The following is a 22,937-nucleotide window of genomic DNA, read 5'->3' as shown; positions in this document are numbered from 1 at the left end:
GTCTCACCCCGCGGCGGAAGGATCAACGCCGGCCGACCAGGGCCTCGGCCCGTTTCGTCGTGGCGGTCAGCCTGGCGGACAGATCTTCGATCAGGGCGGCGATCTGCGCCTCGCCGGCGTCGGCGGGGACGTAGAAGGGGCCGTCCCAGGCGGTCGCGCCGCGGCCGAACGGCCAGGCGAAGGTGACCTTGTCCCAGGTGTCGAGCACGATGGCCGGAGAGACCGCCAGCCCCATCAGGTAGATCGGCGCCCCGGTCTTCCTGGCGATCTGCAGCGAGCCTGGGGCGATGACCTCGGCGGGGCCGCGCGGGCCGTCCGGCGTGACGATCAGCACGCCGCCGTCATTGACCCAGTTGATCGCCTCGCGGATCGCGGCGACCGCCTGGCGGGCCTTGGTGGTGTCGCCCTTCTTGGCCGAGGAGGTGCGGATGGCGGGAAAGCCGGCGCGCGACAGCGCCTGGGCGATGAACTCGCCGTCGGCCGAGGGCGAGACCATGCAGCGGACCTTGTCGCGCCGCCACCAGACCGGCGCCAGGCCCAGGCACAGCGGGATGGCGCCATGCCAGAACAGCGCGACCGCAGGCTTGCCGTCACTCAGCACCGGCTCGACGCAGGCCAGGTTGTCATGCACCCAGCGGCGGCTCTTCAGCGTGATGATCAGGTGCAGCCAGAGCAGCCAGCTCAGGAAGGTCTGGACGCCGGGATTACGCAGCAGGGTCTTCAAATCGCGGGTTCCATGTCCAGGTCCTGGCTCTTGGCGAGCCGGGCGTAGAGGCCGCGTTTCCTGATCAGGCTCGCATGGTCGCCGGTTTCGACCACCTTGCCCTTCTCGATCACATAGATGCGGTCCGCGCCGCGCACGGTCGACAGCCGGTGGGCGATCAGGATCGTCGCGCGGCCGGCCATCAGCCGCGAGAGGGCGACCTGGACCTGGGCCTCGCTCTCGGTGTCCAGCGCGCTGGTCGCCTCGTCGAGCAGCAGGATCGGGGCGTCCTTCAGGAAGGCGCGGGCGATGGCGATGCGCTGGCGCTGGCCGCCGGACAGCCGGGCGCCGGCCTCGCCGACCAGGGTCTCATAGCCTTCCGGCAGGGCGCCGATGAACTCGTGGGCGGCGGCGGCCTTGGCCGCCTCGATGATCTGGGCGTCGGTGGCGCCCGGGCGGCCATAGGCGATGTTGGCCTGGATGGTGTCGTCGAACAGGAACGGCTCCTGGGTCACCAGCGCCACGTGATCGCGCAGCGAGGCCAGGGTCACGTCGCGCACGTCGACCCCGTCGATGGTCACCTTGCCGCTGCTGGCGTCGTAGAACCGCGGGATCAGGTTCAGGATCGTGGTCTTGCCGCCGCCCGAGGGGCCGACCAGGGCCACGGTCTCGCCGCGCCGCACCTCGAAGCTGACGCCCTGCAGGGCCGGGCGGTCCTCCGCGCCGTAGGCGAAGCCGACCTCGTCGAAGGCGACGGTGCCCTCGGTGATGACCAGCGGCCGGGCGCCCGGGCGCTCGCGCACCTCCGGCTCGACGTCGAGCGCGGCGAACAGGCGGCGGGCGGCCGACAGCCCCTCGGCCATCACGGTCTGCAGGTTGGCCAGTTGCCGCAACGACTGCGAGGCCAGGCCCAGCGCGCCGATGAAGGCGACGAAGGCCCCGACGTTCATGCCGCCCGACTGCGAGCGCCAGCCGGCATAGGCGATCACCCCGGCGGTGATCAGGGTCATCAGCGTCTCGGTCGCCGGCGCGGCGCGGGCGCGGGCGTTGGCGCCCCGGACCAGGAACTTCTGCCGCCGCTTGACCACCTCGGCGACGCGGTTCTCCTCGTAGGCCTCGCGGTTCTCGATCTTCACCACGCGCACGCCGTCCAGGCTCTCCATGATCGCGGTGGAGAGGGCCGAGGTCTCGGCCATGGCGCCCTTGGTGGCCTTCACCGTCCGCTTGGAGAAGCGGCGCATCACCCAGGTCGACAGCGGCGCGGCGACCACCAGGGTCAGCGACAGCATCGGGTCGTTGCTGACCATCACCACGATCGCCCCGATCACGGTCAGCAGGTGCTGGGTGTAGTTGATGATCCCGGCGGTCGCCGCCTCGCGGATCAGGCCCGCGTCGTAGAGCACCGAGGACACGAACGAGCCGGTGTGCCCGGCGCGCAGGCGCGCGAGGTCGGCGCGGACCAGCTTGCCGAACAACTGCACCTGCACCTGGCCGACCACCTCGTTGCCGATGCGGTTGACCTGGGTGGCCTGGATCACCTGCGAGAGCCCGCGGGCGATGGCCAGGCCGGCGATGGTCAGCGGCACCGCCAGCAGCGTGCCCGGCTTGTGATTGACCAGCAGGTCGTTGATCGCCGGCTCCAGGATCTGGATCAGGCTGGCGCTCAGATAGGCCACCGCGATCGCGGCGATCATGGCCACCGTCCAGCCCTTCCAGCGCGGCGCCATGTAGACGCGCGCGATCCGGGCGACGACGGCGCGGGTGGAAAGTTCGGCGGCGGGCTCGCTCATCGGTCCTGGGGTCGGCTCTCGGCGCGGCGAAGTCAAGAAGGCGTCTTGGCCCAGCGCAAAGGCGGCATATGGTGTCGAACGGGGTGAAACAGAGGGCTCGATGCTATTTTCAAGGGCGCCTCGGGCAAACCTTACCCCGAAGGAGACTGTCATGCGCGCCGTCGCATTCGCCCTGGTCATGATCTTCGCGCCCGCGACGGTCGCCGCGCAGCCGCCCGCTGCGCCGACCGCTGCGAAGCCTGTCGCGACGACGCCGGCCAGGCCGGCGCCCGCCCCCGCGGAGCCGGCGCTGTCGCGGGCCCAGAACGCGGCCATCGCCAAGTCGATCGCCGCGCTCAAGACGCCGGAGGAGCGCCACCTCGCCGCGGGCTGGAACAACGCCAAGAAGGTGGCCGAGGTCATCTGCCGCCCGGCCGCGCTGCCGGCGCTCAAGAAGCAGGTGCCGAACGCCGACCGCGTGTTCCTGGGCTCCGACGATCCGACCACCCTGACCCTGGTCAGCGTCCGCAGCCTGACCGGGGTCGGCCAGGTGCGCTCCGGCTCGACCTGGAGGGACTTCACCTTCACCTGCGCCCTGATGCCCAGCAGCGGCAAGGTCGCCGGCTTCACCGCCGTCCTGAAGCCCGCGACCTAGGACCAGACGTCGCGCTCGGCTTCCGCTGGAGGACCGAACCGCCTATCTAGGCCCCCGCAATGCAGGAAGCCCCCTTGGCCGATTTCGACCTCTCCACGCCCCAGGGGCGCGCCGCGACCTATCTGGACTACCTCTGGAAGGATCACGCCTATCTGCGCCTGGGCTTTTCCAACGCCCACTGGATCAGCGACGAGCTGGTGCGCACCAACCAGCCCTGGCCCCACCAACTGGCGGAGTGGAAGAAGCGCGGCGTCAAGACCATCATCAACCTGCGCGGCGGGTTCGACGCCAGTTTCCATGCGCTGGAGAAGGACGCCTGCGAGCGCCTGGGCCTGAAGATGGTCGACTTCACCATCACCTCGCGCGAGGTGCCCAGCCGCGCCCGCGTCCACGGCGCCAAGGAGCTGTTCGAGACGATCGAGTATCCGGCCCTGATGCACTGCAAGTCCGGCGCGGACCGGGCGGGGATCATGAGCGTCTTCTACATGCACTTCCGCAAGGGCCTGCCGATCCGCGAGGCCCTGGACCAACTGCACATCCGCTACCTGCATGTGAAGCAGGGCAAGACCGGGGTGCTGGACTACACCTTCGAGCGCTACCTGGCCGAGGGCGAGCCCAAGGGGCAGAGCTTCCTGCAATGGGTCGACAGCGACGCCTATGACGAGGCCGCCATCAAGGCCGACTTCCGCGCCCAGATGTGGGGCCGGCTGCTCACCGAGGGCATTCTCAAGCGGGAGTAGGTCCCGGCAGGGCGATCGCATATGGCGTCGTCGCCTCGCCCCCGCCTGCGATCGTCATCCCCGGCCGCGTAGGCGTGCCGGGGATCCATACGCGCCCGGGATCGCCGACGGACCTCGGCGTCCATGGATGGCCGGGACCTGCCGGCCATGACGAGGCGGCCATGGGCTTTCCTTCTCCCGCAAAGGGAGAAGGGCGGACCCTCGCCGCCGTCGGGGGCGCTTAGCGTCCAGTTCAGTTGTGCTCGGTGTCCTTGTCGGGGTCGAGCAGCTTATGCGCGTGGATGATGAAATAGCGCATGTGGGCGTTGTCCACGGTCTCCTGGGCCTTGCGCCGCCAGGCGGCCAGGGCCTCGCCGTGGCTGGCGAAGGCGCCGACCAGGTCGACCTTCGACAGATCACGGAACGTATTGTGCTCCAGATCCTCGAGTTCGCCGCCGATGACGAGGTGAAGAAGCTGCTTGTCGGGCATGATGTTCCCCAAATTGGTCAGTTGGGTAGGTCGATATGCCGTACGCGCTCAAGGATCAATGGGGCCAGGCGCGGCGCGGCGCAAACCAGGCTCGGTTGCGCAGGTTTTGCGCCATTGTACACGAACGGCCGCCCGCGGTGATCGCCCACGAAGGCGCCGGCTTCCCGCGCGATGAGGTCGGCGGCGGCCAGGTCCCAGTCGAACTTGGCGACCAGGGCCAGGGTGGCGTCGAACGCCCCGGCGGCGATGATGCACAGCCGGTAGGCGGTGGAGTTGCGCGCCTCGATCCGCATCGGCGGCCAGGGCGCTGGCCAGGCGGGATGGGCGAACATGCGCGCGTCGCCCACCATGCCGCAGCCCTCGATCACCTCGCGGTCCGAGGCGTGGATGGCCTGGCCGTTCAGGGTCGCGCCGGCGCCGGCGATCGACTGGTAGGTTTCGTCGACATCGGGGGCGAACACCACGCCGGCGATCGGCTTGTCGTCCTCGACGACGGCGACGGACACCGCCCACCAGGGCCGGTTCTTGATGAAGGCGCGGGTGCCGTCGATCGGGTCGACCACGAACAGCCGCCGGCGCGAGCGCCGGGCCGGATCGTCGGCGGTTTCCTCCGACAGCCAGCCGTAGTCGGGTCGGGCGCTGGTCAGCAGTTGCTTGATCAGGGCGTCGGTGGCCAGGTCGGCGTTGGTGACCGGCGAGTCGCCTTCCTTGTAGGTCGTCTCCAGGCCCTGGCTGCGCAGTTTCAGGGCCAGGGCCCCGGCCTCGAACGCGGCCTGCGTGATCAGTTCCAGGTCCTGGGCGGGATCGGTCATCAGCGCCCGGCGATCGCCAGGCCGTCGACCAGCAGCGACGGCGCGTTGGCCGAGCCGCGGATCTCCAGGTCGGAGCCCGGGACCAGCCGGCCGTAGATGTCGATCAGGTTGCCGGCCACGGTGATCTCGGCGACCGGATAGGCCAGCTCGCCGTTCTCGAACCAGAAGCCCGAGCAGCCCACCGACCAGTCGCCGGTGTTGCCGTTCAGCGAGGGGCCGAACATCGAGGTGATCAGCAGGCCCTTGCCGGCCTGGGCGATCAGTTCGGCCTGGCTGTGGGCGCCCGGCTCCAGCGTCAGGTTGGTGGTCGAGACGCCCGGCGCGCCCGCCAGTCCGCGCGAGGCGTGGCCGGTGGTCTCCAGGCCGAGCTGCCGCGCCGACGAGGTGTTCATGATCCAGGTGGTCAGCACCCCGTCGTCGATCAGCGACCAGCGGCGGTTGGCGACGCCCTCGTCGTCGAACGGCGAGGAGCCGAGGCCGCGGACCTTGTGCGGGTCATCGACGATGTTGACGCCCTTGGCGAAGAGCCGGGCGCCCAGCTTGTCCTTCAGGAACGAGGTGCCGCGCGCGATCGAGGGGCCGGCGATGGCTCCGATCAGCGGGCTGATCAGCGACATGGCCACGCGGTTCTCGAAGATCACCGGGGCGGTGGTGGAGTCGATCTTGCGGGCGCCCAGGCGTTGGGCGGCGCGTCGGCCGGCTTCCTCGCCGATCGACTGCGCGCTCGGCAGGTCGTCGCGCCAGCGGGCCGAGCGGCCGTCATAGCCGCTTTCCATGGTCTCGCCGTCGCCGGCCACCACCGAGGCGGTGATCGAGAAGGCCGAGGCCCGGTAGACGCCGGAGAAGCCCTCCGAGGTCACCAGCCGCCAGTGCGACGAGGAAGCCGAGGCCGAGCCGCCGTCCGAATTGGTGATCTTGGGATTGGCCCGGGCGGCGTCCTCGGCGGCGCGGGCGACGTCCTCCAGCGATTCCGGAGAGGGTTCCTGCGGGTCGTAGAGCTCCAGGTCCGCGAACGGGCCCTGGGCCAGGCGTTCCTTGGGGGCGAGGCCCGCATAGGGATCCTCGGGCGCCAGCCTGGCCATCGCCACCGCCCGCTCGATCAGCTTGGCGCGGGCTTCGGGCGAGATGTCCGAGCCCGACACCGTGGCCTGGCGCTGGCCGACGAACACGCGAAGGCCGAGGTCGCGGCTCTCTTCGCGCTCGACCTCCTCCAGCTCGCCCATCCGGACATTGATGCCGAGCGCGGCGCGCTGCGCCCCGACGGCTTCGGCGGAGTCCGCCCCGGCTTTCAGCGCGGCGGCGACGACATCGGCTAGGAGGCTCTCATCCATCCAGGCCATATGGCGGGATGCGCGGCCCGCGGCAAGCCGCGCCTCACGCGATGGCGTAGAACAGCAGGGCGACGCTGGCGAACACATAGGCCAGCCAGGTCAGGGTGACGCCGATCGAACGGGCGAAAGAGGCCCCTCCGCTGCGCGACAGGCCAAAGGCGTGCAGCCCGCGGCCGACGAACAGCAGGAAGCCGGTCAGGTGCACCGCCAGCGGCGGCGCGTCGACCATGGCCAGCACCGCGATTCCGACCATGGCGGCCGGCACGTACTCGGTGGCGTTGCCGAAGGCGCGGATCGCCTGGGCCAGTTCCGGCACCCCGCCGTCGCCCAGCGCCACCTTGTGCCGGCGTCGCTGGCGGACCACCAGCAGCGACAGCACCAGCAACAGGATCAGGTGCAGCCCGACCCACAGGGCCGCGGCGTGGCCGGATGTCACGGCGTCCATACTCGATTGTCCTTCTTTCGCCCCCGCGAAGGCGCGCAGTTGGACTTGGATTCACTCAAAGGGCAAGGCTTGGCCTGGTCACGACCTGGTCAGACCGGCTCGCCGCCGCCCGGCAGGCCCAGCCGCGCCCACTTCTCGCTGACGGCCTTCACCGTGGCCTCGTCCATGCCCAGCTTCTCGCCCCACTCCCGCCTGGTCTCGGGCGGCCACTTGTTGGTGGCGTCCAGGCCGATCTTCGAGCCCAGCCCGCTCTCGGGCGAGGCGAAGTCGAGATAGTCGATCGGGGTGCCCTCGACGAGGGTGATGTCGCGGGCCGGGTCCATGCGGGTCGACAGCGCCCACATGACGTCCTTCCAGTCGCGGGCGTCGACGTCGTCGTCCACGACGATCACCCACTTGGTGTACATGAACTGCCGCAGGAAGCTCCAGACGCCCATCATCACGCGCTTGGCGTGGCCGGGATAGGCCTTCTTCATCGAGACCACGGCGATGCGGTAGGAGCAGCCCTCGGGCGGCAGCCAGAAGTCGATGATCTCGGGGAACTGCTGGCGCAGCAGGGGGATGAACACCTCGTTCAACGCCTCGCCCAGCACGCTCGGCTCGTCCGGCGGCCGGCCGGTGAAGGTGGTCAGGTAGATCGGGTCCTTGCGCATGGTGATCGCGCTGACCTTGAACACCGGGAACTGCTCGACCGAGTTGTAGTAGCCGGTGTGGTCGCCGTAGGGGCCTTCGTCGGCGTACTCGTCCAGCATCACGTGGCCCTCGATGACGATCTCGGCCTGGGCCGGGACCAGCAGCGGCACGGTCTTGGCCGGCACGAGGTCGACCTTCGCGCCGCGCATCAGGCCGGCGAACTGGTATTCCGACAATGTCTCCGGCACCGGGGTCACCGCCGCCAGGATGGTGCCGGGATCGGCGCCGATCACCACGGCGGCGGGCAGGGCGTCGGGCTTGCCGGCCGCCTTCCAGCGGCGATGGTGCTGGGCGCCGCCGCGGTGGGCCAGCCAGCGCATGATGGTCTTGTCCTTGCCCAGCACCTGCATGCGGTAGATGCCGAGGTTGTAGTCGTCCTCGCGCTCGTCCGACGGCCCCTTGGTCACCACCAGCGGCCAGGTGATCAGCGGCGCCGGCTCGCCCGGCCAGCAGGTCTGGATGGGCAGCTTCGAAAGGTCGATCTGGTCGCCGGTCCAGACCACTTCCTGCACCGGGGCCTTCTTCACCGTCGCCGGGCGCATGGACATGACCGTCTTGGCCAGCGGCAGCATGTCGAAGGCGTCCTTCAGCCCGCGCGGCGGCTCGGGGCTGCGCAGGAAGGCCAGCAGTTCGCCGACCTCGCGCAGTTCGGCGGCGGTGGTGCGCTCCTGGCCCTCCAGGGTCACGCCCATGGCCACCCGCTTCACGGTGCCGAACAGGTTGACCAGGCACGGCATGGCCGAGGGCTCGCCGTCGGCGCGGATCACGTTCTCGAACAGCACCGCCGGGCCGCCCGTCGCCAGCAGACGGCGCTGGATCTCGGTCATTTCCAGCACGCTGGAGACCGGCTCGCTGACCCGCACCAGTTCGCCCGCGGCTTCCAGCTTGGCGATGAAATCCCTCAGCGACCGGTAGGCCATGCGCTCTCCATTCGTGCTGAGCTTGGTCTAGGGCGGGGCAACGCTGGTGTCACCTGCGCCGGCCCGGTAAAATCGGCGGGTCATGAAGCGCATCGATCTCGACGACCTGCCGCCCAAGGCGGCCCAACTGCTCGCCGGCCTGGAGGCGGGCGAGGAACTGCTGCTGGTCCAGAACGGCGCGGTCGCCGGGCGTCTGGTCGGCGCGGCCGCGCCGGTTCCCGAGCCGGAGCCCGAGCAGCCCAGCCACGAGCGCGCCGCCGAGATCTTCGAGCAGTTCCGCTCGGCCATGGAAGACGAGTTCTAGGCGCGTCCCTTTTCGGGTGGCGCCGACGGCGCAAACCCCATATCTGTCAAGTGTTGTGGCGCAACGAGGCCGCAGAGCCTCCTGGCTGCGACATCTTTTGGCAGTAGGGAAACGCCATGCTCAAAATCTTCGCATTTTCTGCCGCGCTCGCGCTGGTCGCGGGCCCCGTCCTGGCCGCTCCGGCGGGTTACGGCTCCGCCGCCGTGCGGGTCGGCGACCTCAACACCGGCCGGCCGGCCGACGTCGAGCGGCTGCAGAAACGCCTGCAGGCGGCCTCGCTCGAGGCTTGCGGCGCACAGGACGCCAGCGCCCGCATGGTCAAGCAGGCCATCGCGCGTTCGGATTGCTATCGAGAGACCCTGGCCCAGGCCTCGGCCCAGGTCCGCACCGGCCTGGCGATCCGCTAGGACCTAGTCTTCGTCGTCGAAGTCGTCGTCGGCGCCCAGGACCTCGTTCAGGGCGTCGATGATGGCGTCCATCTGGTCCGGCGTGACCTCCAAGGCCACGGGCTCGCCCCCGGCGCCGGCCACGGTCAGCAGGTAGCCCTCGTCGGTCTCTTCGAACTCGAAGCGCTCGAGCGGTTTCGGCTGGGCCATGGTCATCTCCTCTCCGCGGGCGTTGCGGCGTGCGCCCACCATCGCCTTGGGAGCGATCTGACGCCATCTCCGTTCCAAGAAATCTTCGGCGCGGCGCCTCAGCCCTTGGCCGCGTCGAACGCCTTGACCAGCTTCTTCGGCGCGATCTTGCGCCAGCGGCGGTCCAGGAAGTTGTGCAGCGAGCCTGGGTGCAGGCTCTCGATGCGGGCCAGCACGCTCGGATAGTCCTTGTAGTGCGGGGTGATGTGGAAGGTGGCCGGCTCGGCCTCCATCAGCATCTCGCGCTCGTCATGGCTGACGTCCAGCAGCACCAGGCTCTGGTCCTCGCGCCGCAGCCGGGTGAAGAACTTGCCGTTCACCTTGAACGAAGGCTGGCCATAGGAGACGCCCTCTTCGGCGCCGGGAAAGGCCAGCACGATCCTGCGGACGTCTTCGGGGGTCATCACGCTCTCCTTGCGGCCGGCTTGCATCAATAGGCCAGGGCCACGCCGTCCTTGCGCATCTCCGTCGCCGCGGCATAGCGCCCGGGCCAGCGCTCGATCGCCTGGTAGCCGCCATAGCCGCCGGGGTCGGGCGCGATCTTCCAGCCGATGGCGGCCAGTTCCGCGCGCGTCGCCTCCGGCACGCCGCTCTCCAGGTTCAGCACCCCGATCCCGTTCTGCGCCTCGCCGGTCGGCTCGGACGATCCGCCGTGACGCCAGCGCGGGCTGTCGCCAGCTTCCTGCACCCCCAGCCCGAAGTCGACCATGTTGGAGATGATCTGCGCCTGGCCCTGGGGCTGCATGTCGCCGCCCATCACCCCGAACGAGAGCCAGGGCTCCCCGCCCCGGGTCGCAAAGCCGGGGATGATGGTCTGGAAGGGCCGCTTGCCGGGGGCGTAGATGTTGGCGTGGCCGTCTTCCAGGGCGAACATCTCTCCGCGGTTCTGGAACATGAAGCCCAGGCCGTCGGGCGACAGGCCCGAGCCCATGCCGCGATAGTTCGACTGGATGATCGAGACCATCATCCCGTTGGCGTCGGCGGTGGTGAAATAGGTGGTGTCGCCGCGGCTGGGCGCCTGGCCGGGGAAGACCGGCGTCAGGATCCTGCCTGGCGAGATCAGCTTGGCGCGCTCGCGGGCGTAGTCCTTCGACAGCAGCCACTCGGTCGGGACCTTGAAGAAATCGGGGTCGGCGTAGAACCGGGCGCGGTCCTCGAAGGCCAGGCGCTTGGCCTCGACCGCGTGGTGGATCGCGGCCGCCGACTGGAAGCCCATGGCCCCGATGTCGAAGGTCTCCATGATGTTCAGCATCTGCAGCGTCGCCAGTCCCTGGCTGTTGGGCGACAGGCCCCAGACGTCGACGCCGCGATAGTTGACCTTGTGCGGCGGGTCCCAGCGGGCGTGGTGGGCGGTCAGGTCCGCCCGGGTCATCCAGCCGCCGATCCGCTTGAAATAGGCCTCGATGGTCTGGGCGACCTCGCCGCCATAGAAGCCGTCGCGGCCGTTGGCGGCGATCTGGCGATAGGTGCGGCCCAGCGCCGGGTTCCTGAAGATCTCGCCTTCCTTCGGCGCGGCGCCTTCCGGCGCCCAGACCTTCCTGAAGTTCTCCACCTCCTCGACGCCGGCGTCCGGGCGGGTGAAGTTCCTCAGCGCGCGGTCGAGATAGTAGGCGACGTTCTGGGACACCGCATGGCCTTCCTCGGCGTAGAGGATGGCCGGGGCGAACAGGTCCTTCCAGGGCAGTTTCCCGTAGCGCAGGTGCAGGGTCCACCAGGCGTCGACCGCGCCCGGCACGCTGACCGAGACCGCGCCATAGGAGGGGATCAGCCCGTTCCTGGCCCGGCCGCGCACCGTCTCCAGCGACAGGCCCCTGGGGCTGCGGCCCGAGCCGTTCAGCCCCTCGACGCGCCGGGTCTTCGGATCCCAGACCATGACGAAGCAGTCGCCGCCGATACCGCAGGCGATCGGCTCGACCAGGCCCAGCACGGCGTTGGCCGCGATCGCCGCATCGACCGCCGAGCCGCCCAGCCGCAGGACGTCGATCGCCGCCAGGCTGGCCAGCGGGTGGGCGGTGGCCGCGGCCCCATGCGCGCCCCAGGCGGCGCTGCGCGAGGCGAAGGTCGCGCCGTCGATCCGGTCGCCACCATGCACGTCGGGGCGGTTGCGGTTGGGGTTGTCGGCGCGGCTCTGGGCCAGGGCGCTCCCGGCCAGGGCGGAGGCGGGCAGGGCGGCGAGGAAAGTGCGGCGGCGCATGGCGGCTCCGGAAAACAAATGCTCGGCGACGCGCCACTATAAGGTGAAGTTTGCTCTGCGCGCGCACGATCTGAGGCGGCTTTGCACCCCGTTCCGGGCTCGGCCCGGTTTCGTCCGGTTGCCCCCCATGCCCTGGCTCGGCTATATGGCGCCAGGGGATAGACATGCGAACAATCGACGCCGTGGCGGCGTCAATGGTGCTGCTCGCCGTTCTGGCGTTCAGCCAGTCGTCGGGCGTGCAAGCCTCGTCCGACGAAATCGCCGCCGAAACATGGATGCTGGAACAGGACATGGTCCGGCTGCTGGGCGCGATGAGCGGCCCGGCCGAGGCCTGCTACGCCATGACCCTGCCGTCCGCGAAAGCCGGCGAGGGCCTGTTGCCGCTGGTCCAGGATCGGGCCGGGATCGCCTTGGCCACCACATGCGATCCGACCATGATGTCTCAGCTCACCTGAGCGTCCACGTCGCTGAGGATCATCGCATAGGGGATCATCGCCCCGTCGCGCTCGGCATAGCCGCTGACCAGCTTGTGCTCGGGATTGACCACGCCCAGGTCGACGTCCTCGTGCGGGAACACCACGATCCGGCGATCGCCGATGCAGACCACCAGTTCGCGGCCCTCCAGCGCCAGCTCGGACATGGCCTTGAGGCGCCGGTAATAGGGTTCGCGCTTCCAGGCGCCCGGCTGGGCCGGATCGACGATGACGTTGAGCCGCTGGCCGTCCTTCTCGGTGTACATCAGGAACTTGGCGCGGTCGGGCCGCCAGGCGTCGTCCAGCTTCTCGCTGTCCAGCCACAGGCAGATGAAGCCGCGGCAGGCCGGCGGCCGGTCCTCATAGATCCCGCACCCGCCCCCGCGCTTGAAATGGCCGCACCAGGCGCCGGCCGGCTTGTCGAGCGACTGGATCGCCAGCAGCTTGCAGCACATGCCGCACTCGCCGCAGCTCTTGCCCATCGCGCCCGTCTCCCAGCTTCGTCCGGTGGCGGACGATAGCGGCGTCGCGTGACGGTTCGGCGACGGCCCCGGCGGCCTCCTGACGGCGTGGTCAGGCCGGCAGGGTCCAGACCGCGGTCTTCTTGACCTCGCGGTCCTCCAACTCGCGCGTGGTCGGCACCTGGTACTCGGCCAGCTTCTCCAGCCCCACCCGCGGGAAGTAGCTGCGGCCCGGATCGCCGATCAGCACCCGGGTCCCGCGCACGTGCGCGGCGGCCAGCCAGTCCATGACCTGGGCCGCCAGCGGCTGCTCGTAGCAGATGTCTCCGGCCAGGATGACGTCGACGTCCGGCGCCGGCGCGTCCAGCAGGTTCTGGTCGGTGTAGTCGACCCGCACGCCGTTGGCCTGGGCGTTCGCCGCCAGGGCCGCGCCGCAGAACGGATCGATGTCGGCGGCCAGCACATGGCCGGCGCCGGCCTTCATCGCCGCGATGCCGACGATGCCCGAGCCCGAGGCGAAGTCGATCGCCCGCTTGCCGGCGACCTCCTCGGGATGGTCGAGGATGTAGCGCGCCAGCGCTTGCCCTCCGGCCCAGGCGAAGGCCCAGAACGGCGGCGGCAGGCCGATCTCCGCCAGCGCCTCCTCGGTCAGCCGCCAGATCGGCGTGACCTCGTCGGCCAGGTGCAGGTTCAGCTCCGGCGTATGCGGCGGCTGCTGAAGGCGGGTGTTTTCGAGGACGAAGGCGTGGCGGCCTTCCAGGGTCTGAATGATCACCGCCGCCCCCTAGCACGTCTGCACGCCGGCGTCGGGCGCCGAAAGCGGCGCGGAACCGAATGCCTCCCTTTCGCCTTTTTCCCCTCAAGCGGGAGACGACCATGACCACTGACCAAGGATTGCGCTCACCCAATCCGCTGCTCACGGCCATATTCGAGGGCGTGTCCTGGCAGGCGATCGCGGCGCGCGGCGTCGTCGGCCTGCTGTTCGGCCTGCTGGCGGTGTTCGCGCCGGTGACGACGGCGCTCTCGCTGGTGCTGGTCTTCTCGATCTACCTGATGGCGGACGGCTTCCTGGCCATCGCCAGCGCGTTCCGGGCCGCGCGCGAGCGCCATTCCTGGGGCCTGCTGGCGGTGGAAGGCGTCGCCAACATCCTGGCCAGCCTGATCCTGTTCTTCATGCCGGGCCTGGGCATGGTGGCGTTCGTGGCGATCGTCGCGGTCTGGGCGCTGTTCGCCGGCGGGGTGAAGCTGGTCACCTCCATGCGGCGCGGGCCGGTGCCGGCGCGCGGCTGGCTGGCTTTCTCGGCGGTGGTCTCGCTGCTGTTCGGCGTGGTGCTGATCATCTCGCCGATGGTCGGCGCGGTGGTGCTGACCTGGTGGCTGGGCGTCTATGGCCTGGTGTTCGGCGTCGCCCTGCTGGTCCTCGCCTTCCAGCTCCGCTCGGAGCGCAAGAAGGCCGGGCTCTAGGCCCCTTTCGACGCCGCCAGCTTCAGCACCTTCAGATAGCCGCCGGGCTCGATCAGCATCCGCTCGCCGACGCCCTTCTCCCGCAGCACGCGATGTACGCGGGGCAGGTTGTAGCAGGGCACATGCATGAACATGTGGTGCTCGCAGTGATAGTTCACATAGTAGGGCGCGATCAGCAGCCGCTCCAGGAAGCCGGCCCTGGTGGTCCGCGCCTGGCGCATCGGGTCGGGCTCGTTGACGTCGATGCAGGCGTGCTCGGCGATGTTGCGCAGACGGGTGACCAGCGGCAGCCAGGTGGCCTGCGGCAGCACCCACAGCACCGGCCAGATCCACCATAGGCCGAATGGCGCGCCCAGGGCGGTGACGATCAGGCCAAAGCCCAGCCAGCGGCGCTTGTCCTTGATCTCCTGGACGATGATCGGAAGCACCGGCTCGCCGGCCTTGCGGGACTTCAGCCGCGCCACGAACATCCCGAAGCGCTGCTTGAAGAAGGTCTGGCCGGTCAGGTCGCGGACGACCTTGCGCTTCAGCGACAGGGGGGTGATCGGGAACGGCGCCGACAGCACCAGGTCCGGGTCCTCGCTCTGCTGGGCGAAGCGGTGGTGGGTCAGGTGATAGGGCCGGTAGCGGTGCAGGCCGCCGCCGGTCATCCACTCGCCCATGAAGTCGTTGACCTTCAGGTTCCTGTGCAGGGCGCCGTGGGCCGCGTCGTGCATCAGGATCGACAGGCCGAGCTGCCGGGCGCCGATGATCATCACCGCCAGCGGCAGGGTCAGCGGCCAGACCACCACCATCGCCCCGGCCGCGATGATCAGCGCCCAGGCGTGGGCGATCATCGCCGCGCCCTTCCACGACGAGCGGGCCGAGATCGGCGCCCATTCCTGGTCGGTGAAGAAGTCCTTGGGCGAGAGGCGAGCCGCAGCGGCCATCAGTCGTCTCCTCCGGGCGGGCCATGCCGCATCAGGGCCGCCATCTCGTCGACGGCTTCCTGGGTGGTGGCGCCGGTCGCGCCGTCGCGCAGGACGACGCCGAGCGCCAGGGTCCAGAACCGCCGCGCGGTGACGGCCGGATCATCGCCGCCCGACCAGCCGCGCCGGGCCTTGATCTCGGCATAGGCGCGGTCGCCCTGGGCGTGCAGCCGCTCGAAGGTGCGCTCGACCAGCGGCACCAGGTCCTGGCGGCGGCGGGTGAGGGACAGCGCCTCGACGAACAGCGCCAGGCCCGGCGATCCGATCACCGTCTCGACCAGCACCCGGTTGTAGTCGCGGCCGCTCGGCGCCCGGGCCGCGGCCTCCTCGGCCTGGCGGGCGACATAGAGCACCTCGCGGCAGGCGGCCTCGACGAACAGCGCCTCCTTGGTGCGGAAGTAATAGGTGATCTGGCTGGGGAACGCCCCGGCCGCGGCGGCGATGTCGGCCACCGCCACCCCCGCCAGCCCCTGCGCCTTGAACAGTTCCACGGCCGCGTCGAGCAGGCGCGAGCGCATGCGCTTGCCGGGCTCTCGCACCCCGCGGACATCGGCCAAGGATCGCACGTTCGGCATGACGTATTTGTACGCCATACAAACAAGCGCGTCAAATCAGGCGTTGCGCGCCATCAGGCCGCCGTCGACGGGGATGGTGACGCCGGTGATGTACGACGCGGCCGGCAGGCACAGGCTCAAGGTCATGTGCGCCACCTCGTCGGGCTGGCCATAGCGGCCCAGCGCCGTGCGCCGCCTGGCGAACACCGCCTTCTGGTCCTCCGGGATGGCGGCGGTCATGCCGGTGGCGATGGGCCCCGGGCAGATGCAGTTGACCGTGATCCCCTCGCGGCCCAGCTCCACGGCCAGGGCGCGGGTCAGGCCGGCGACCCCGGCCTTGGCCGCCGCATAGGGGCTGTCCATCGCCGTCGCGCCCAGCGCTTCGGTCGAGGCGATGTTGACGATCCGCGGCGCGGCCGAGGCGCGCAGGAAGGGCAGGGCGGCGCGGATCGTCCGCTGGTGCGCGCTCAGCAGGATGGCCAGCGAGCGGTCCCAGACCGCCTCGTAGCCGTCGCTGTCGATCGGCGAGAAGGCCGAGATCCCGGCGTTGTTGATCACCACGTCCAGGCCGCCCAGCGCCTCGCCGATCTGCGGCACGACGGCGGCGATCTCGGCGGCGTCGGAGACGTCCAGCTTCCAGGCCCGCGCCGACAGGCCCTGGGCGGCGAGCTCGTCGGCCACGGCCTGCGCCGGGGCCAGGGCGTGGTCGGTGACGGCGACGATCGCCCCTTCCTGGGCGAAGACCTCGGCCGTCGCCCGGCCCATGCCCGATCCGGCGCCGGTCACCAGCACCCGCGATCCCTGCATCGAGCGGCTGAGGCGGCTCACAGGCTCAGCCCCCCGTCGACGATCAGGGTCTGGCCGACCACGTAGGAGGCCAGCGGCGAGGCCAGGAACAGCGCCGCGCCCGCCATGTCCTCCGGCTGGCCCATCCGCCCGGCCGGGATGCGGCTCAGCGCCCCGCGCAGGCGGTCGGGATGCTCGGTGGTGACCTTGGTCAGCTTGGTGTCGACCAGGCCCGGCGCCAGGCCGTTCACGCGGACGCCGTCGCCGGCCCAGGCCTGGCCGAGCGTCTTGGTCAGGCTGACCGCTCCGGCCTTGGAGGCGGCGTAGGCGGGGTTGCCGCGGTTGGCCTGGAACCCCGAGACCGAGCTGACGATGATGATCGAGCCCTTCGCGGCGGCGAGCATGTCGTGGAACTTGCCCGCGCAGGCCATCAGGCTGTCGAGATTGACCGCCATCACCTGGTCCCAGCCGGGCGGTTCGAACTCGCCGCGCTTGTAGACCACCGTCCCCTGGCACAGCACCAGCACGTCCAGCCTGTCGAACCTCGGGACGTTGGCGGCGATCGCCGCCCGGTCGGCGACGTCGACCTGGGCGTAGTCCAGCCCGTCGAGGTCGGAGCCCTCGATCCCGGCATAGGCGGCGGCGCTCTCGCGGGTGCCCCAGACGTGCACCTGGGCGCCGCGAGCGCGGAAACCGTGCGCGATCCCGTTGCCGATCCCGCTCGAACCGCCCACGACCAGCACGGTGCGGCCGGTGAAGTCCAGCTCTCCCATCGTCCCGTCCTCCCTGTTTGCGGCATCCTCACGCCGCGGGCCGGGGTGCGGCAATGCTCACCCAACGTCAGCATTGACGTGCACGTAAACCCGGGGAACTCTTCGTGGTGACGGGCGCGGAACAAGCGCCGCACTCAAAACGGGAGGTTCAGATGCTTCAGAAGCTTCGCCGTCCGGCGACCACCTTCACCATCACGCAGCTCTGCCGCGAGTTCGGAACCACGCCGCGGGCGCTCCGCTACTACGAGGAGCAGGGCCTGCTGTCGCCCAGCCGCGAAGGCCAGGCGCGGATCTACTCCTATCGCGACCGTGGCCGGCTGACCCTGATCCTGCGCGGCAAGATGGTGGGGCTGTCGCTGGCCGAGATCCGCGACATCCTCGACCTCTACGAACGCGACGACGACCTGACCGCCCAGAACACCCAGGCCCTGGGCAAGTTCAGGGAACGCATCAAGGCCTTCGAAGCCCAGCGGCGCGAGATCGACATGGCCATCGAGGTCCTGCACAACGCCAGCGAGGCGCTGGAGAAGGCGCTGGCCGCGCGCGCCGGCCGCGCGGCCTTCGGCTGAGGCGGCTGGCGGCCTAGAACCCGGCCATCGGCCCCTTCCAGGTCCCGGCCGCCAGGGCCAGGAACAACAGCAGCCCGGCCAGGCTGTTGGATTTGAACAGCGCCAGGGCGAGCGGGCCGTCGTTGATGTCGGTCCGCGCCGCCTGCCGCGACAGGTGCATCCCGAACAGCGCCGCCAGCGGCAGGAACAGCGGCCCCAGGTCGCCGGCCCACGCCGCCGCCAGCGCCAGGGCGAAGCTCAGCACGTAGAAGGCCAGGACGCCCTTTTGCACGCCCGCGCCCAGCCGGCGGGTGGAGGACTTGACCCCGGCCAGGGCGTCGTCCTCCAGGTCCTGGATCGCGTAGATCGTGTCGTAGCCGAGGGTCCAGAAGATCCCCGAGGCGTAGAGCAGCCCCGCCGCCAGGCTCAGCCGTCCGACCTCGAGCTGGTCGGCCGCCACCAGGTCGGCGCCGCCGATCAGGCTCGCCAGCCAGCTATAGCCGGACACCGCCCCGGTGGCCGCGGCGAAGCCCAGCAGCGCCCCCCAGTTGAAGGTCAGGCCCAGCCATGCCTGCGGCCACCAGGTGATCCGCTTCATGAACGGGTAGCCGGCCACCAGGCCCAGCGAGGCGATCCCGAGGCCGACCGCCAGCGGCGTCATGCTGAGCAGCAGGGCCAGGGAGACGAGGCTGCACAGCACCACGAAGGCCCAGGCCTGGCCGACGGCGATCTGGCCCGACGCCACCGGCCGCATGGCCGTGCGGGCCACCTTGGCGTCGAAGTCCTTGTCGACGATGTCGTTGAACGCGCAGCCTGCCGCCCGCATCAGCGCCGCGCCGACGAAGATCTTGGCCAGCAGGATCGGGTCCGGCAGCGCGCCGTCCATGGCGGCGGCCAGGGCCGCGCCCTGCCAGCCGGGCAGCATCAGCAGCCATATCCCCGCCGGGCGGTCGAAGCGGCCGAGCTTCAGCCAGGGCTGCAGGGCCGCGGGGGCGTAGCGGTCGACCCAGTTGCTGGGCGCGGCGTCGGGGAGCTGGGCGGTCATGCGCAGGCTTTACCGCGCCTGTGGCGTTGCGGCCACTCCCCGCCTGCAACTTTGCGGTGTGGGTGAAATAACACCGGTCATGATGATTGACAGGGCAAATCCATGCGCGCAGTTTGCGTTCCGTCGTCGTCCGGCCCCGCAACCATCTGACAGGGAGGTGATCATCGTGGCAGCACTAAATCATCGTCCGCAGATGCCCCTTGTCGCCGTGATCGCCTACGCAGGAAGGTTCCGCGACTAAGTCGCGCCGGGCCCCTCTTGCGGCCCGATCTGCCCCTCCATCGCCAGCCTGACCGCGCGAGCCTTCGCGCTTCCCTGGCCTTTCCCGATTCCACGGAGTCCTGACCGGCATCGCCAGGACTCCGTCCGTCTCGAAAGACGACGACATGCCCGAACCCATTTCGGTCCCGACGAACGCCCTGGATCCCGTAGGCGCCGTCCGGCCCTCAGGACCGCCGCCCGGCCGCTCCAGCCGAACACTCGATTTCGAGGCCCTGCGACCCGTCTAGGGGCGCGGCAGCGGCGCCGGGACCTGTGCTCCCCCATGGGCCCCGGCGCCCACCCTCGACACCTTCTTCACCCCGGCCGCGGCCGGGCAGATTTGTGAAAGCGTCATGTCAGAACCTTACGATGACGACGGCGATCGTCCCCGAACCCTGACCAACACCCAGGTGCTCGGCTTCATGGCCGGGCACTGGATGCGCGAGCCGCGCAAGTTCGCCACGATCATCGGCCTTGGCCTGGTGGCGACGGTCTGCGACCTCTTGATCCCCTGGGCGACCCGCGGCCTGATCAACGCCGTCTCCAGCCCGGAGAAGGTCACCGACGCGGCCTGGATCGCCTGGGCCTCGCTGTCGGGCCTCTACGTGGTCTTCTACATGGCCCGGACCAGCATGTTCCGGGTGATGAACGGCTTCTACGCCCGGATCATGTCGCGCATGGTCAAGGAGGGCTTCGCCCGCGTGCAGGCCTTCTCCTCGGACTGGCACGCCTCCAACTTCGCCGGCGCGACGGTCCGGCGGGTCAGCCGCGCCATGTGGGGCTACGACAGCGCCGCCGACGCCCTGATCGCCATGCTGCTGCCGACCGTGCTGGTGCTGGGCGGCCTGGCCATTTCGCTGGGCCTGCGCTGGCCGCTGGCCGGGCTGTTCGTGGCCGTCGTGATCATGGTCTTCGCCGCCTACAACGTCCTGATGTCGGTGCGTTTCGTGCGTCCCGCCAACCTCCGGTCGACGGCGCTGGACTCCGAGATCGGCGCCACCCTGGCCGACGCCATCGGGGCCAACCCGACGGTCAAGAGCTTCGGCGCCGAGGAACGCGAGGAAGCCCGCTTCGCGCAGACCGCCGACGCCTGGCGCTGGGCGGTCAACAAGACCTGGGACCGCTTCAACATCATCGGCCTGGGCCAGAACATCCTGCTGATCATCCTGCAGGCGGGCCTGACCGGCTTTCTGGTCCACGCCTGGAGCCAGGGAAAGGCGACGCCCGGCGACGTGGCCTTCGCGATCACCTCGTTCATCGTCATGGCCGGTTACATGCGGAACTTCAGCGAGATCACCCAGATGCTCCAGAAGGGCCTGGACGACATGCTGGACGTGGCGACCTACATGCGCACCGAGCCGCAGCTCAAGGATCATGCGGACGCCAGGCCGTTCCGCGGCGAGCTGGGCGAGGTCATCTTCGACCGCGTCACCTTCGGCTACGCCAACCAACCGCGGCCGCTCTACGAGAACTTCACCCTGATCGTGGCCCCGGGCGAGCGCATCGCCCTGGTCGGTCCGACGGGGGCGGGCAAGTCCACCTTCGTGAAGCTGATCCAGCGGCTGTACGACGTGCAGGGCGGCCGGATCCTGATCGACGGCCAGGACATCGCCAAGGTCAGCCAGGCCAGCCTGCGCCGGGCCATCGCCGTGGTGCCGCAGGACCCGGCCCTGTTCCACCGGAGCATCGCCGAGAACATCGCCTACGCCCGGCCCGACGCGACGCCGGACGAGGTGATGCTGGCCGCCAGGCGGGCCCGCGCCCACGACTTCATCGCCCGCCTGCCCAACGGCTACGAGACCCCGGTCGGCGAGCGCGGCGTGAAGCTGTCGGGCGGCGAGCGCCAGCGCGTGGCCATCGCCCGCGCCTTCCTCGCCGACGCCCCGATCCTGGTGCTGGACGAGGCCACCTCGTCGCTGGACGTGGAGACCGAACGCCAGGTCCAGGCGGCCATGGAGGAGCTGATGGTCGGGCGCACGACCGTGGTCATCGCCCACCGGCTCTCCACCATCCGCGGCGCCGACCGGATCCTGGTGTTCGACCAGGGCCGGATCGTCGAGGAGGGCCGCCACGCCGAACTGATCGACAAGGGCGGCGCCTATGCGCGGCTGCACGCCGTCACCGAAGGAACCGAGCTGTGACCGAGCACTACGAGGACGCCGAGGATCAGAAACAGCGGACCCTGCCCAACAGCAGGGTCATCGGCTTCGTCATGCGCTACTGGCTGCGGCGCCCCGGCCTGCTGACCGGCATGATCCTCTTCAGCCTGCTCTCCATCGCCGCCGACATGGCGATCCCAGTGGCGGCCGGCCGGCTGGTGGACGCCGTCGCCGAGGGGCCCCAGGCAGCGAACGCCGCCTGGGGCGCCTGGGCGCTGTTCGTCGGGCTTTTCCTGGTGCTGTCGGTGGTCCGGAACATCGCCAACAAGTTCTGGAATCCGCTGGCGGCGCTGAACATGCGCGACCTGACCGACGAAGGCTTCGCGCGGGTGCAGTCCTTCTCCGCCGACTGGCACGCCGACGCCTTCGCCGGCGCCACGGTGCGCCGGCTGTCGCGGGCCATGTGGGGCTACGACCTCGTCTCGGACGCCATCGTGATGTGGATCGGCCCGGCCCTGCTGGTGCTTGTCGGCCTGTCAGTGATGATGATCGTCCGCTGGCCGATGGTGGGCCTCTTCTCGCTCACCATCGTCGCGCTCTACATCGCCTCCAACGTGATCCTGACGGCCAGGTACGCGCGGCCCCTGAACCAGCGGTCGGTGGCCCTGGACTCGCGGATCGGCGGCGCGCTGGCCGACTCCGTCACCGGCAACGCCACCGTCCGCAGCTTCGGCGCGGAGGCCCGTGAAAGCGCGCGCATCGGCGAGATCACCGAGACCTGGCGCGGGGCGGTGGTGCGCACCTGGAACCGCTTCACCGATCTCTGGCTGATCCAGAACCTCCTGCTGGCGGTGCTCCAGGGCGGCCTGACCGGCCTGCTGCTCCTGTTCTGGGCGCAGGGCAAGGCGACCCCCGGCGACGTGGCCTTCGGCATCACCGCCTTCCTGGTGATGAGCGGCTATCTTCGCAACATCGGCGAAAACGTCCGCATGCTGCAGAAGGGCCTGGACGACGTGGAGGACGTGGCCCGCTTCGCCGAGATCGCGCCCCAGGTCGCCGACAGTCCGGGCGCCGAGCCGTTCGCCGGCCAGTTGGGCGAGGTGATCTTCGAGAACGCCACCTTCCGCTACAAGTCGGCGAACGAGCCTCTGTTCCGGAACTTCTCCCTGACCATCCGCCCGGGCGAGCGCATCGCCCTGGTCGGCCCCACGGGCGCGGGCAAGTCCAGCTTCGTCAAACTGGTGCAGCGGCTCTACGACCTGGACGAGGGCCGGGTGCTGATCGACGGCCAGGACATCGCCCGGGTGCAGCAGGGCTCGCTCCGCCGCGCCATCGCGGTGGTGCCTCAGGACCCGGCCCTGTTCCATCGGAGCATCGCCGAGAACATCGCCTACGCCCGGCCCGACGCCACGCACGAGGAGATCGTCCTGGCCGCCAGGCGAGCCCGCGCCCACGACTTCATCGCCCGCCTGCCCAAGGGCTACGACACCCTGGTCGGCGAGCGCGGCGTGAAGCTGTCGGGCGGCGAGCGTCAGCGGGTGGCCATCGCCCGCGCCTTCCTGGCCGACGCCCCGATCCTGGTGCTGGACGAGGCCACCTCGTCGCTGGACGTGGAGACCGAGCGCCAGGTCCAGGCGGCCATGGAGGAGCTGATGGTCGGCCGCACCACCATCGTCATCGCCCACCGGCTGTCCACCATCCGGGGCGCCGACCGGATCCTGGTCTTCGACCGGGGCAAGATCGTCGAGGAGGGCCGCCATGCGGACCTCGTGCGCCAGGGCGGGGCCTATGCCCGCCTGCACGCGGTCACCGAAGGATCGGTCTGACGGCTGACA

Annotated in this window: 26 protein-coding genes; 9 read left to right on the top strand and 17 right to left on the bottom strand. The window is 70.0% G+C overall.

Features of this window, described 5'->3' with window-relative positions:
* Nucleotides 1-22: 22 nt before the first annotated feature.
* On the bottom strand, nucleotides 23-724 hold the full coding sequence (locus tag RTL41_RS00610; protein ID WP_312160291.1) for a lysophospholipid acyltransferase family protein: 702 nt from the start codon (nucleotides 722-724) through the stop codon (nucleotides 23-25).
* Nucleotides 721-2,493 (bottom strand): ABC transporter transmembrane domain-containing protein, encoded by a 1,773-nt coding sequence (locus tag RTL41_RS00605; RefSeq protein ID WP_312160288.1) that lies wholly within the window; start codon nucleotides 2,491-2,493, stop codon nucleotides 721-723. The genes RTL41_RS00610 and RTL41_RS00605 overlap by 4 nt, the downstream gene beginning before the upstream one ends.
* 151 nt (nucleotides 2,494-2,644) lie before the next feature.
* On the opposite strand from RTL41_RS00605, the gene RTL41_RS00600 reads away from it, so the two are divergent.
* Entirely contained in the window at nucleotides 2,645-3,127 is a 483-nt protein-coding gene (locus RTL41_RS00600; RefSeq protein ID WP_312160285.1) for a hypothetical protein, read from the top strand.
* Nucleotides 3,128-3,201: 74 nt separating this feature from the next.
* A complete protein-coding gene (locus tag RTL41_RS00595) occupies nucleotides 3,202-3,867 on the top strand; it encodes a fused DSP-PTPase phosphatase/NAD kinase-like protein (protein WP_312160282.1) in 666 nt (221 codons plus the stop codon).
* 232 nt (nucleotides 3,868-4,099) lie between these two features.
* Here RTL41_RS00595 and RTL41_RS00590 read toward each other — a convergent pair whose 3' ends face one another.
* The 5 genes from RTL41_RS00590 to RTL41_RS00570 all read right to left on the bottom strand — a co-directional run bounded on the left by RTL41_RS00590 (nucleotide 4,100) and on the right by RTL41_RS00570 (nucleotide 8,537).
* Nucleotides 4,100-4,336 (bottom strand): DUF4170 domain-containing protein, encoded by a 237-nt coding sequence (locus tag RTL41_RS00590; RefSeq protein ID WP_312160279.1) that lies wholly within the window; start codon nucleotides 4,334-4,336, stop codon nucleotides 4,100-4,102.
* A gap of 17 nt (nucleotides 4,337-4,353) precedes the next feature.
* Nucleotides 4,354-5,148: a 3'(2'),5'-bisphosphate nucleotidase CysQ gene (locus RTL41_RS00585; protein WP_312160276.1), complete on the bottom strand. Its 795-nt coding sequence runs from the start codon at nucleotides 5,146-5,148 to the stop codon at nucleotides 4,354-4,356.
* The gene (locus RTL41_RS00580; protein WP_312160274.1) at nucleotides 5,148-6,479 is read right to left on the bottom strand and encodes a TldD/PmbA family protein; all 1,332 of its coding nucleotides are present in this window, start codon (nucleotides 6,477-6,479) and stop codon (nucleotides 5,148-5,150) included. Before RTL41_RS00580 ends, RTL41_RS00585 begins: the two co-directional genes overlap by 1 nt.
* A 43-nt stretch (nucleotides 6,480-6,522) precedes the next feature.
* Nucleotides 6,523-6,924: an MAPEG family protein gene (locus RTL41_RS00575; RefSeq protein WP_312160272.1), complete on the bottom strand. Its 402-nt coding sequence runs from the start codon at nucleotides 6,922-6,924 to the stop codon at nucleotides 6,523-6,525.
* A gap of 89 nt (nucleotides 6,925-7,013) precedes the next feature.
* Entirely contained in the window at nucleotides 7,014-8,537 is a 1,524-nt protein-coding gene (locus RTL41_RS00570) for a UbiD family decarboxylase (protein WP_312160270.1), read from the bottom strand.
* Nucleotides 8,538-8,619: 82 nt separating this feature from the next.
* On the opposite strand from RTL41_RS00570, the gene RTL41_RS00565 reads away from it, so the two are divergent.
* Nucleotides 8,620-8,841, top strand: a complete 222-nt coding sequence (locus RTL41_RS00565) for a hypothetical protein (RefSeq protein WP_312160268.1) — start codon at nucleotides 8,620-8,622, stop codon at nucleotides 8,839-8,841.
* Nucleotides 8,842-8,957: 116 nt separating this feature from the next.
* A complete protein-coding gene (locus tag RTL41_RS00560; protein ID WP_312160266.1) occupies nucleotides 8,958-9,248 on the top strand; it encodes a UrcA family protein in 291 nt (96 codons plus the stop codon).
* Between the two features lie 3 nt (nucleotides 9,249-9,251).
* Here the strand turns inward: RTL41_RS00560 and RTL41_RS00555 are convergent, their stop codons facing one another.
* From RTL41_RS00555 to RTL41_RS00545, 3 genes are all read right to left on the bottom strand, one after another.
* Nucleotides 9,252-9,437 carry a hypothetical protein gene (locus tag RTL41_RS00555; RefSeq protein WP_312160263.1) on the bottom strand — a complete coding sequence of 62 codons (186 nt, stop codon included), beginning with the start codon at nucleotides 9,435-9,437 and terminating at the stop codon, nucleotides 9,252-9,254.
* A gap of 98 nt (nucleotides 9,438-9,535) precedes the next feature.
* Nucleotides 9,536-9,880: an MmcQ/YjbR family DNA-binding protein gene (locus RTL41_RS00550; RefSeq protein ID WP_312160260.1), complete on the bottom strand. Its 345-nt coding sequence runs from the start codon at nucleotides 9,878-9,880 to the stop codon at nucleotides 9,536-9,538.
* A 26-nt stretch (nucleotides 9,881-9,906) separates the two neighbouring features.
* A complete protein-coding gene (locus RTL41_RS00545; RefSeq protein ID WP_312160258.1) occupies nucleotides 9,907-11,670 on the bottom strand; it encodes a gamma-glutamyltransferase family protein in 1,764 nt (587 codons plus the stop codon).
* Nucleotides 11,671-11,834: 164 nt separating this feature from the next.
* Here RTL41_RS00545 and RTL41_RS00540 point away from each other — a divergent pair, with 164 nt between their 5' ends.
* The gene (locus tag RTL41_RS00540; RefSeq protein ID WP_312160256.1) at nucleotides 11,835-12,125 is read left to right on the top strand and encodes a hypothetical protein; all 291 of its coding nucleotides are present in this window, start codon (nucleotides 11,835-11,837) and stop codon (nucleotides 12,123-12,125) included.
* Here RTL41_RS00540 and RTL41_RS00535 read toward each other — a convergent pair.
* Together RTL41_RS00535 and RTL41_RS00530 are read right to left on the bottom strand one after the other, a co-directional pair.
* A complete protein-coding gene (locus tag RTL41_RS00535) occupies nucleotides 12,113-12,625 on the bottom strand; it encodes a YkgJ family cysteine cluster protein (protein WP_312160254.1) in 513 nt (170 codons plus the stop codon). The two genes, RTL41_RS00540 and RTL41_RS00535, sit on opposite strands and share 13 nt — an antisense overlap.
* Nucleotides 12,626-12,716: 91 nt before the next feature.
* Nucleotides 12,717-13,379 carry a methyltransferase gene (locus RTL41_RS00530; protein ID WP_312160252.1) on the bottom strand — a complete coding sequence of 221 codons (663 nt, stop codon included), beginning with the start codon at nucleotides 13,377-13,379 and terminating at the stop codon, nucleotides 12,717-12,719.
* A gap of 101 nt (nucleotides 13,380-13,480) precedes the next feature.
* On the opposite strand from RTL41_RS00530, the gene RTL41_RS00525 reads away from it, so the two are divergent.
* Nucleotides 13,481-14,068 (top strand): HdeD family acid-resistance protein, encoded by a 588-nt coding sequence (locus tag RTL41_RS00525; RefSeq protein WP_312160251.1) that lies wholly within the window; start codon nucleotides 13,481-13,483, stop codon nucleotides 14,066-14,068.
* Here the strand turns inward: RTL41_RS00525 and RTL41_RS00520 are convergent.
* The 4 genes from RTL41_RS00520 to RTL41_RS00505 are packed head-to-tail and all read right to left on the bottom strand — an operon-like array spanning nucleotide 14,065 to nucleotide 17,149.
* Complete coding sequence (locus RTL41_RS00520) at nucleotides 14,065-14,997, bottom strand: fatty acid desaturase family protein (RefSeq protein WP_312160249.1); 933 nt, start codon at nucleotides 14,995-14,997, stop codon at nucleotides 14,065-14,067. The genes RTL41_RS00525 and RTL41_RS00520 overlap by 4 nt on opposite strands.
* On the bottom strand, nucleotides 14,997-15,593 hold the full coding sequence (locus tag RTL41_RS00515; RefSeq protein ID WP_312160247.1) for a TetR/AcrR family transcriptional regulator C-terminal domain-containing protein: 597 nt from the start codon (nucleotides 15,591-15,593) through the stop codon (nucleotides 14,997-14,999). Before RTL41_RS00515 ends, RTL41_RS00520 begins: the two co-directional genes overlap by 1 nt.
* Nucleotides 15,594-15,647: 54 nt before the next feature.
* Nucleotides 15,648-16,418 carry an SDR family NAD(P)-dependent oxidoreductase gene (locus RTL41_RS00510; protein WP_312160246.1) on the bottom strand — a complete coding sequence of 257 codons (771 nt, stop codon included), beginning with the start codon at nucleotides 16,416-16,418 and terminating at the stop codon, nucleotides 15,648-15,650.
* On the bottom strand, nucleotides 16,415-17,149 hold the full coding sequence (locus tag RTL41_RS00505) for an SDR family oxidoreductase (RefSeq protein ID WP_312160243.1): 735 nt from the start codon (nucleotides 17,147-17,149) through the stop codon (nucleotides 16,415-16,417). The genes RTL41_RS00510 and RTL41_RS00505 overlap by 4 nt, the downstream gene beginning before the upstream one ends.
* Nucleotides 17,150-17,301: 152 nt before the next feature.
* On the opposite strand from RTL41_RS00505, the gene RTL41_RS00500 reads away from it, so the two are divergent.
* The gene (locus tag RTL41_RS00500) at nucleotides 17,302-17,718 is read left to right on the top strand and encodes a MerR family DNA-binding transcriptional regulator (RefSeq protein ID WP_312160240.1); all 417 of its coding nucleotides are present in this window, start codon (nucleotides 17,302-17,304) and stop codon (nucleotides 17,716-17,718) included.
* 13 nt (nucleotides 17,719-17,731) lie between these two features.
* On the opposite strand, the gene RTL41_RS00495 is transcribed toward RTL41_RS00500, so the two are convergent.
* Nucleotides 17,732-18,742 carry a UbiA family prenyltransferase gene (locus RTL41_RS00495; protein ID WP_312160238.1) on the bottom strand — a complete coding sequence of 337 codons (1,011 nt, stop codon included), beginning with the start codon at nucleotides 18,740-18,742 and terminating at the stop codon, nucleotides 17,732-17,734.
* Between the two features lie 614 nt (nucleotides 18,743-19,356).
* Here RTL41_RS00495 and RTL41_RS00490 point away from each other — a divergent pair.
* On the top strand, nucleotides 19,357-21,144 hold the full coding sequence (locus RTL41_RS00490; RefSeq protein WP_312160236.1) for an ABC transporter ATP-binding protein: 1,788 nt from the start codon (nucleotides 19,357-19,359) through the stop codon (nucleotides 21,142-21,144).
* A complete protein-coding gene (locus RTL41_RS00485) occupies nucleotides 21,141-22,928 on the top strand; it encodes an ABC transporter ATP-binding protein (RefSeq protein ID WP_312160235.1) in 1,788 nt (595 codons plus the stop codon). Before RTL41_RS00490 ends, RTL41_RS00485 begins: the two co-directional genes overlap by 4 nt.
* Nucleotides 22,929-22,937: the final 9 nt, after the last annotated feature.

The sequence above is a fragment of the Phenylobacterium sp. genome (genome assembly GCF_031984885.1).
In the GTDB taxonomy this organism is placed as follows: domain Bacteria; phylum Pseudomonadota; class Alphaproteobacteria; order Caulobacterales; family Caulobacteraceae; genus Phenylobacterium.
Note: the sequence above shows the minus strand (reverse complement) of the source record. Positions and strands in the feature narration are given on the sequence as shown.

What these genes read in the sequence shown, in the direction of transcription:
- RTL41_RS00565 (WP_312160268.1), top strand. Translation starts at nt 8,620, where the DNA reads ATGAAGCGCATCGATCTCGACGACCTGCCGCCCAAGGCGGCCCAACTG.
- RTL41_RS00500 (WP_312160240.1), top strand. Translation starts at nt 17,302, where the DNA reads ATGCTTCAGAAGCTTCGCCGTCCGGCGACCACCTTCACCATCACGCAG.
- RTL41_RS00590 (WP_312160279.1), bottom strand. Translation starts at nt 4,336, where the DNA reads ATGCCCGACAAGCAGCTTCTTCACCTCGTCATCGGCGGCGAACTCGAG.
- RTL41_RS00550 (WP_312160260.1), bottom strand. Translation starts at nt 9,880, where the DNA reads ATGACCCCCGAAGACGTCCGCAGGATCGTGCTGGCCTTTCCCGGCGCC.
- RTL41_RS00585 (WP_312160276.1), bottom strand. Translation starts at nt 5,148, where the DNA reads ATGACCGATCCCGCCCAGGACCTGGAACTGATCACGCAGGCCGCGTTC.
- RTL41_RS00540 (WP_312160256.1), top strand. Translation starts at nt 11,835, where the DNA reads ATGCGAACAATCGACGCCGTGGCGGCGTCAATGGTGCTGCTCGCCGTT.
- RTL41_RS00525 (WP_312160251.1), top strand. Translation starts at nt 13,481, where the DNA reads ATGACCACTGACCAAGGATTGCGCTCACCCAATCCGCTGCTCACGGCC.
- RTL41_RS00575 (WP_312160272.1), bottom strand. Translation starts at nt 6,924, where the DNA reads ATGGACGCCGTGACATCCGGCCACGCCGCGGCCCTGTGGGTCGGGCTG.
- RTL41_RS00570 (WP_312160270.1), bottom strand. Translation starts at nt 8,537, where the DNA reads ATGGCCTACCGGTCGCTGAGGGATTTCATCGCCAAGCTGGAAGCCGCG.
- RTL41_RS00495 (WP_312160238.1), bottom strand. Translation starts at nt 18,742, where the DNA reads ATGACCGCCCAGCTCCCCGACGCCGCGCCCAGCAACTGGGTCGACCGC.
- RTL41_RS00535 (WP_312160254.1), bottom strand. Translation starts at nt 12,625, where the DNA reads ATGGGCAAGAGCTGCGGCGAGTGCGGCATGTGCTGCAAGCTGCTGGCG.
- RTL41_RS00520 (WP_312160249.1), bottom strand. Translation starts at nt 14,997, where the DNA reads ATGGCCGCTGCGGCTCGCCTCTCGCCCAAGGACTTCTTCACCGACCAG.
- RTL41_RS00490 (WP_312160236.1), top strand. Translation starts at nt 19,357, where the DNA reads ATGTCAGAACCTTACGATGACGACGGCGATCGTCCCCGAACCCTGACC.
- RTL41_RS00600 (WP_312160285.1), top strand. Translation starts at nt 2,645, where the DNA reads ATGCGCGCCGTCGCATTCGCCCTGGTCATGATCTTCGCGCCCGCGACG.
- RTL41_RS00605 (WP_312160288.1), bottom strand. Translation starts at nt 2,493, where the DNA reads ATGAGCGAGCCCGCCGCCGAACTTTCCACCCGCGCCGTCGTCGCCCGG.
- RTL41_RS00555 (WP_312160263.1), bottom strand. Translation starts at nt 9,437, where the DNA reads ATGGCCCAGCCGAAACCGCTCGAGCGCTTCGAGTTCGAAGAGACCGAC.
- RTL41_RS00580 (WP_312160274.1), bottom strand. Translation starts at nt 6,479, where the DNA reads ATGGATGAGAGCCTCCTAGCCGATGTCGTCGCCGCCGCGCTGAAAGCC.
- RTL41_RS00545 (WP_312160258.1), bottom strand. Translation starts at nt 11,670, where the DNA reads ATGCGCCGCCGCACTTTCCTCGCCGCCCTGCCCGCCTCCGCCCTGGCC.
- RTL41_RS00560 (WP_312160266.1), top strand. Translation starts at nt 8,958, where the DNA reads ATGCTCAAAATCTTCGCATTTTCTGCCGCGCTCGCGCTGGTCGCGGGC.
- RTL41_RS00505 (WP_312160243.1), bottom strand. Translation starts at nt 17,149, where the DNA reads ATGGGAGAGCTGGACTTCACCGGCCGCACCGTGCTGGTCGTGGGCGGT.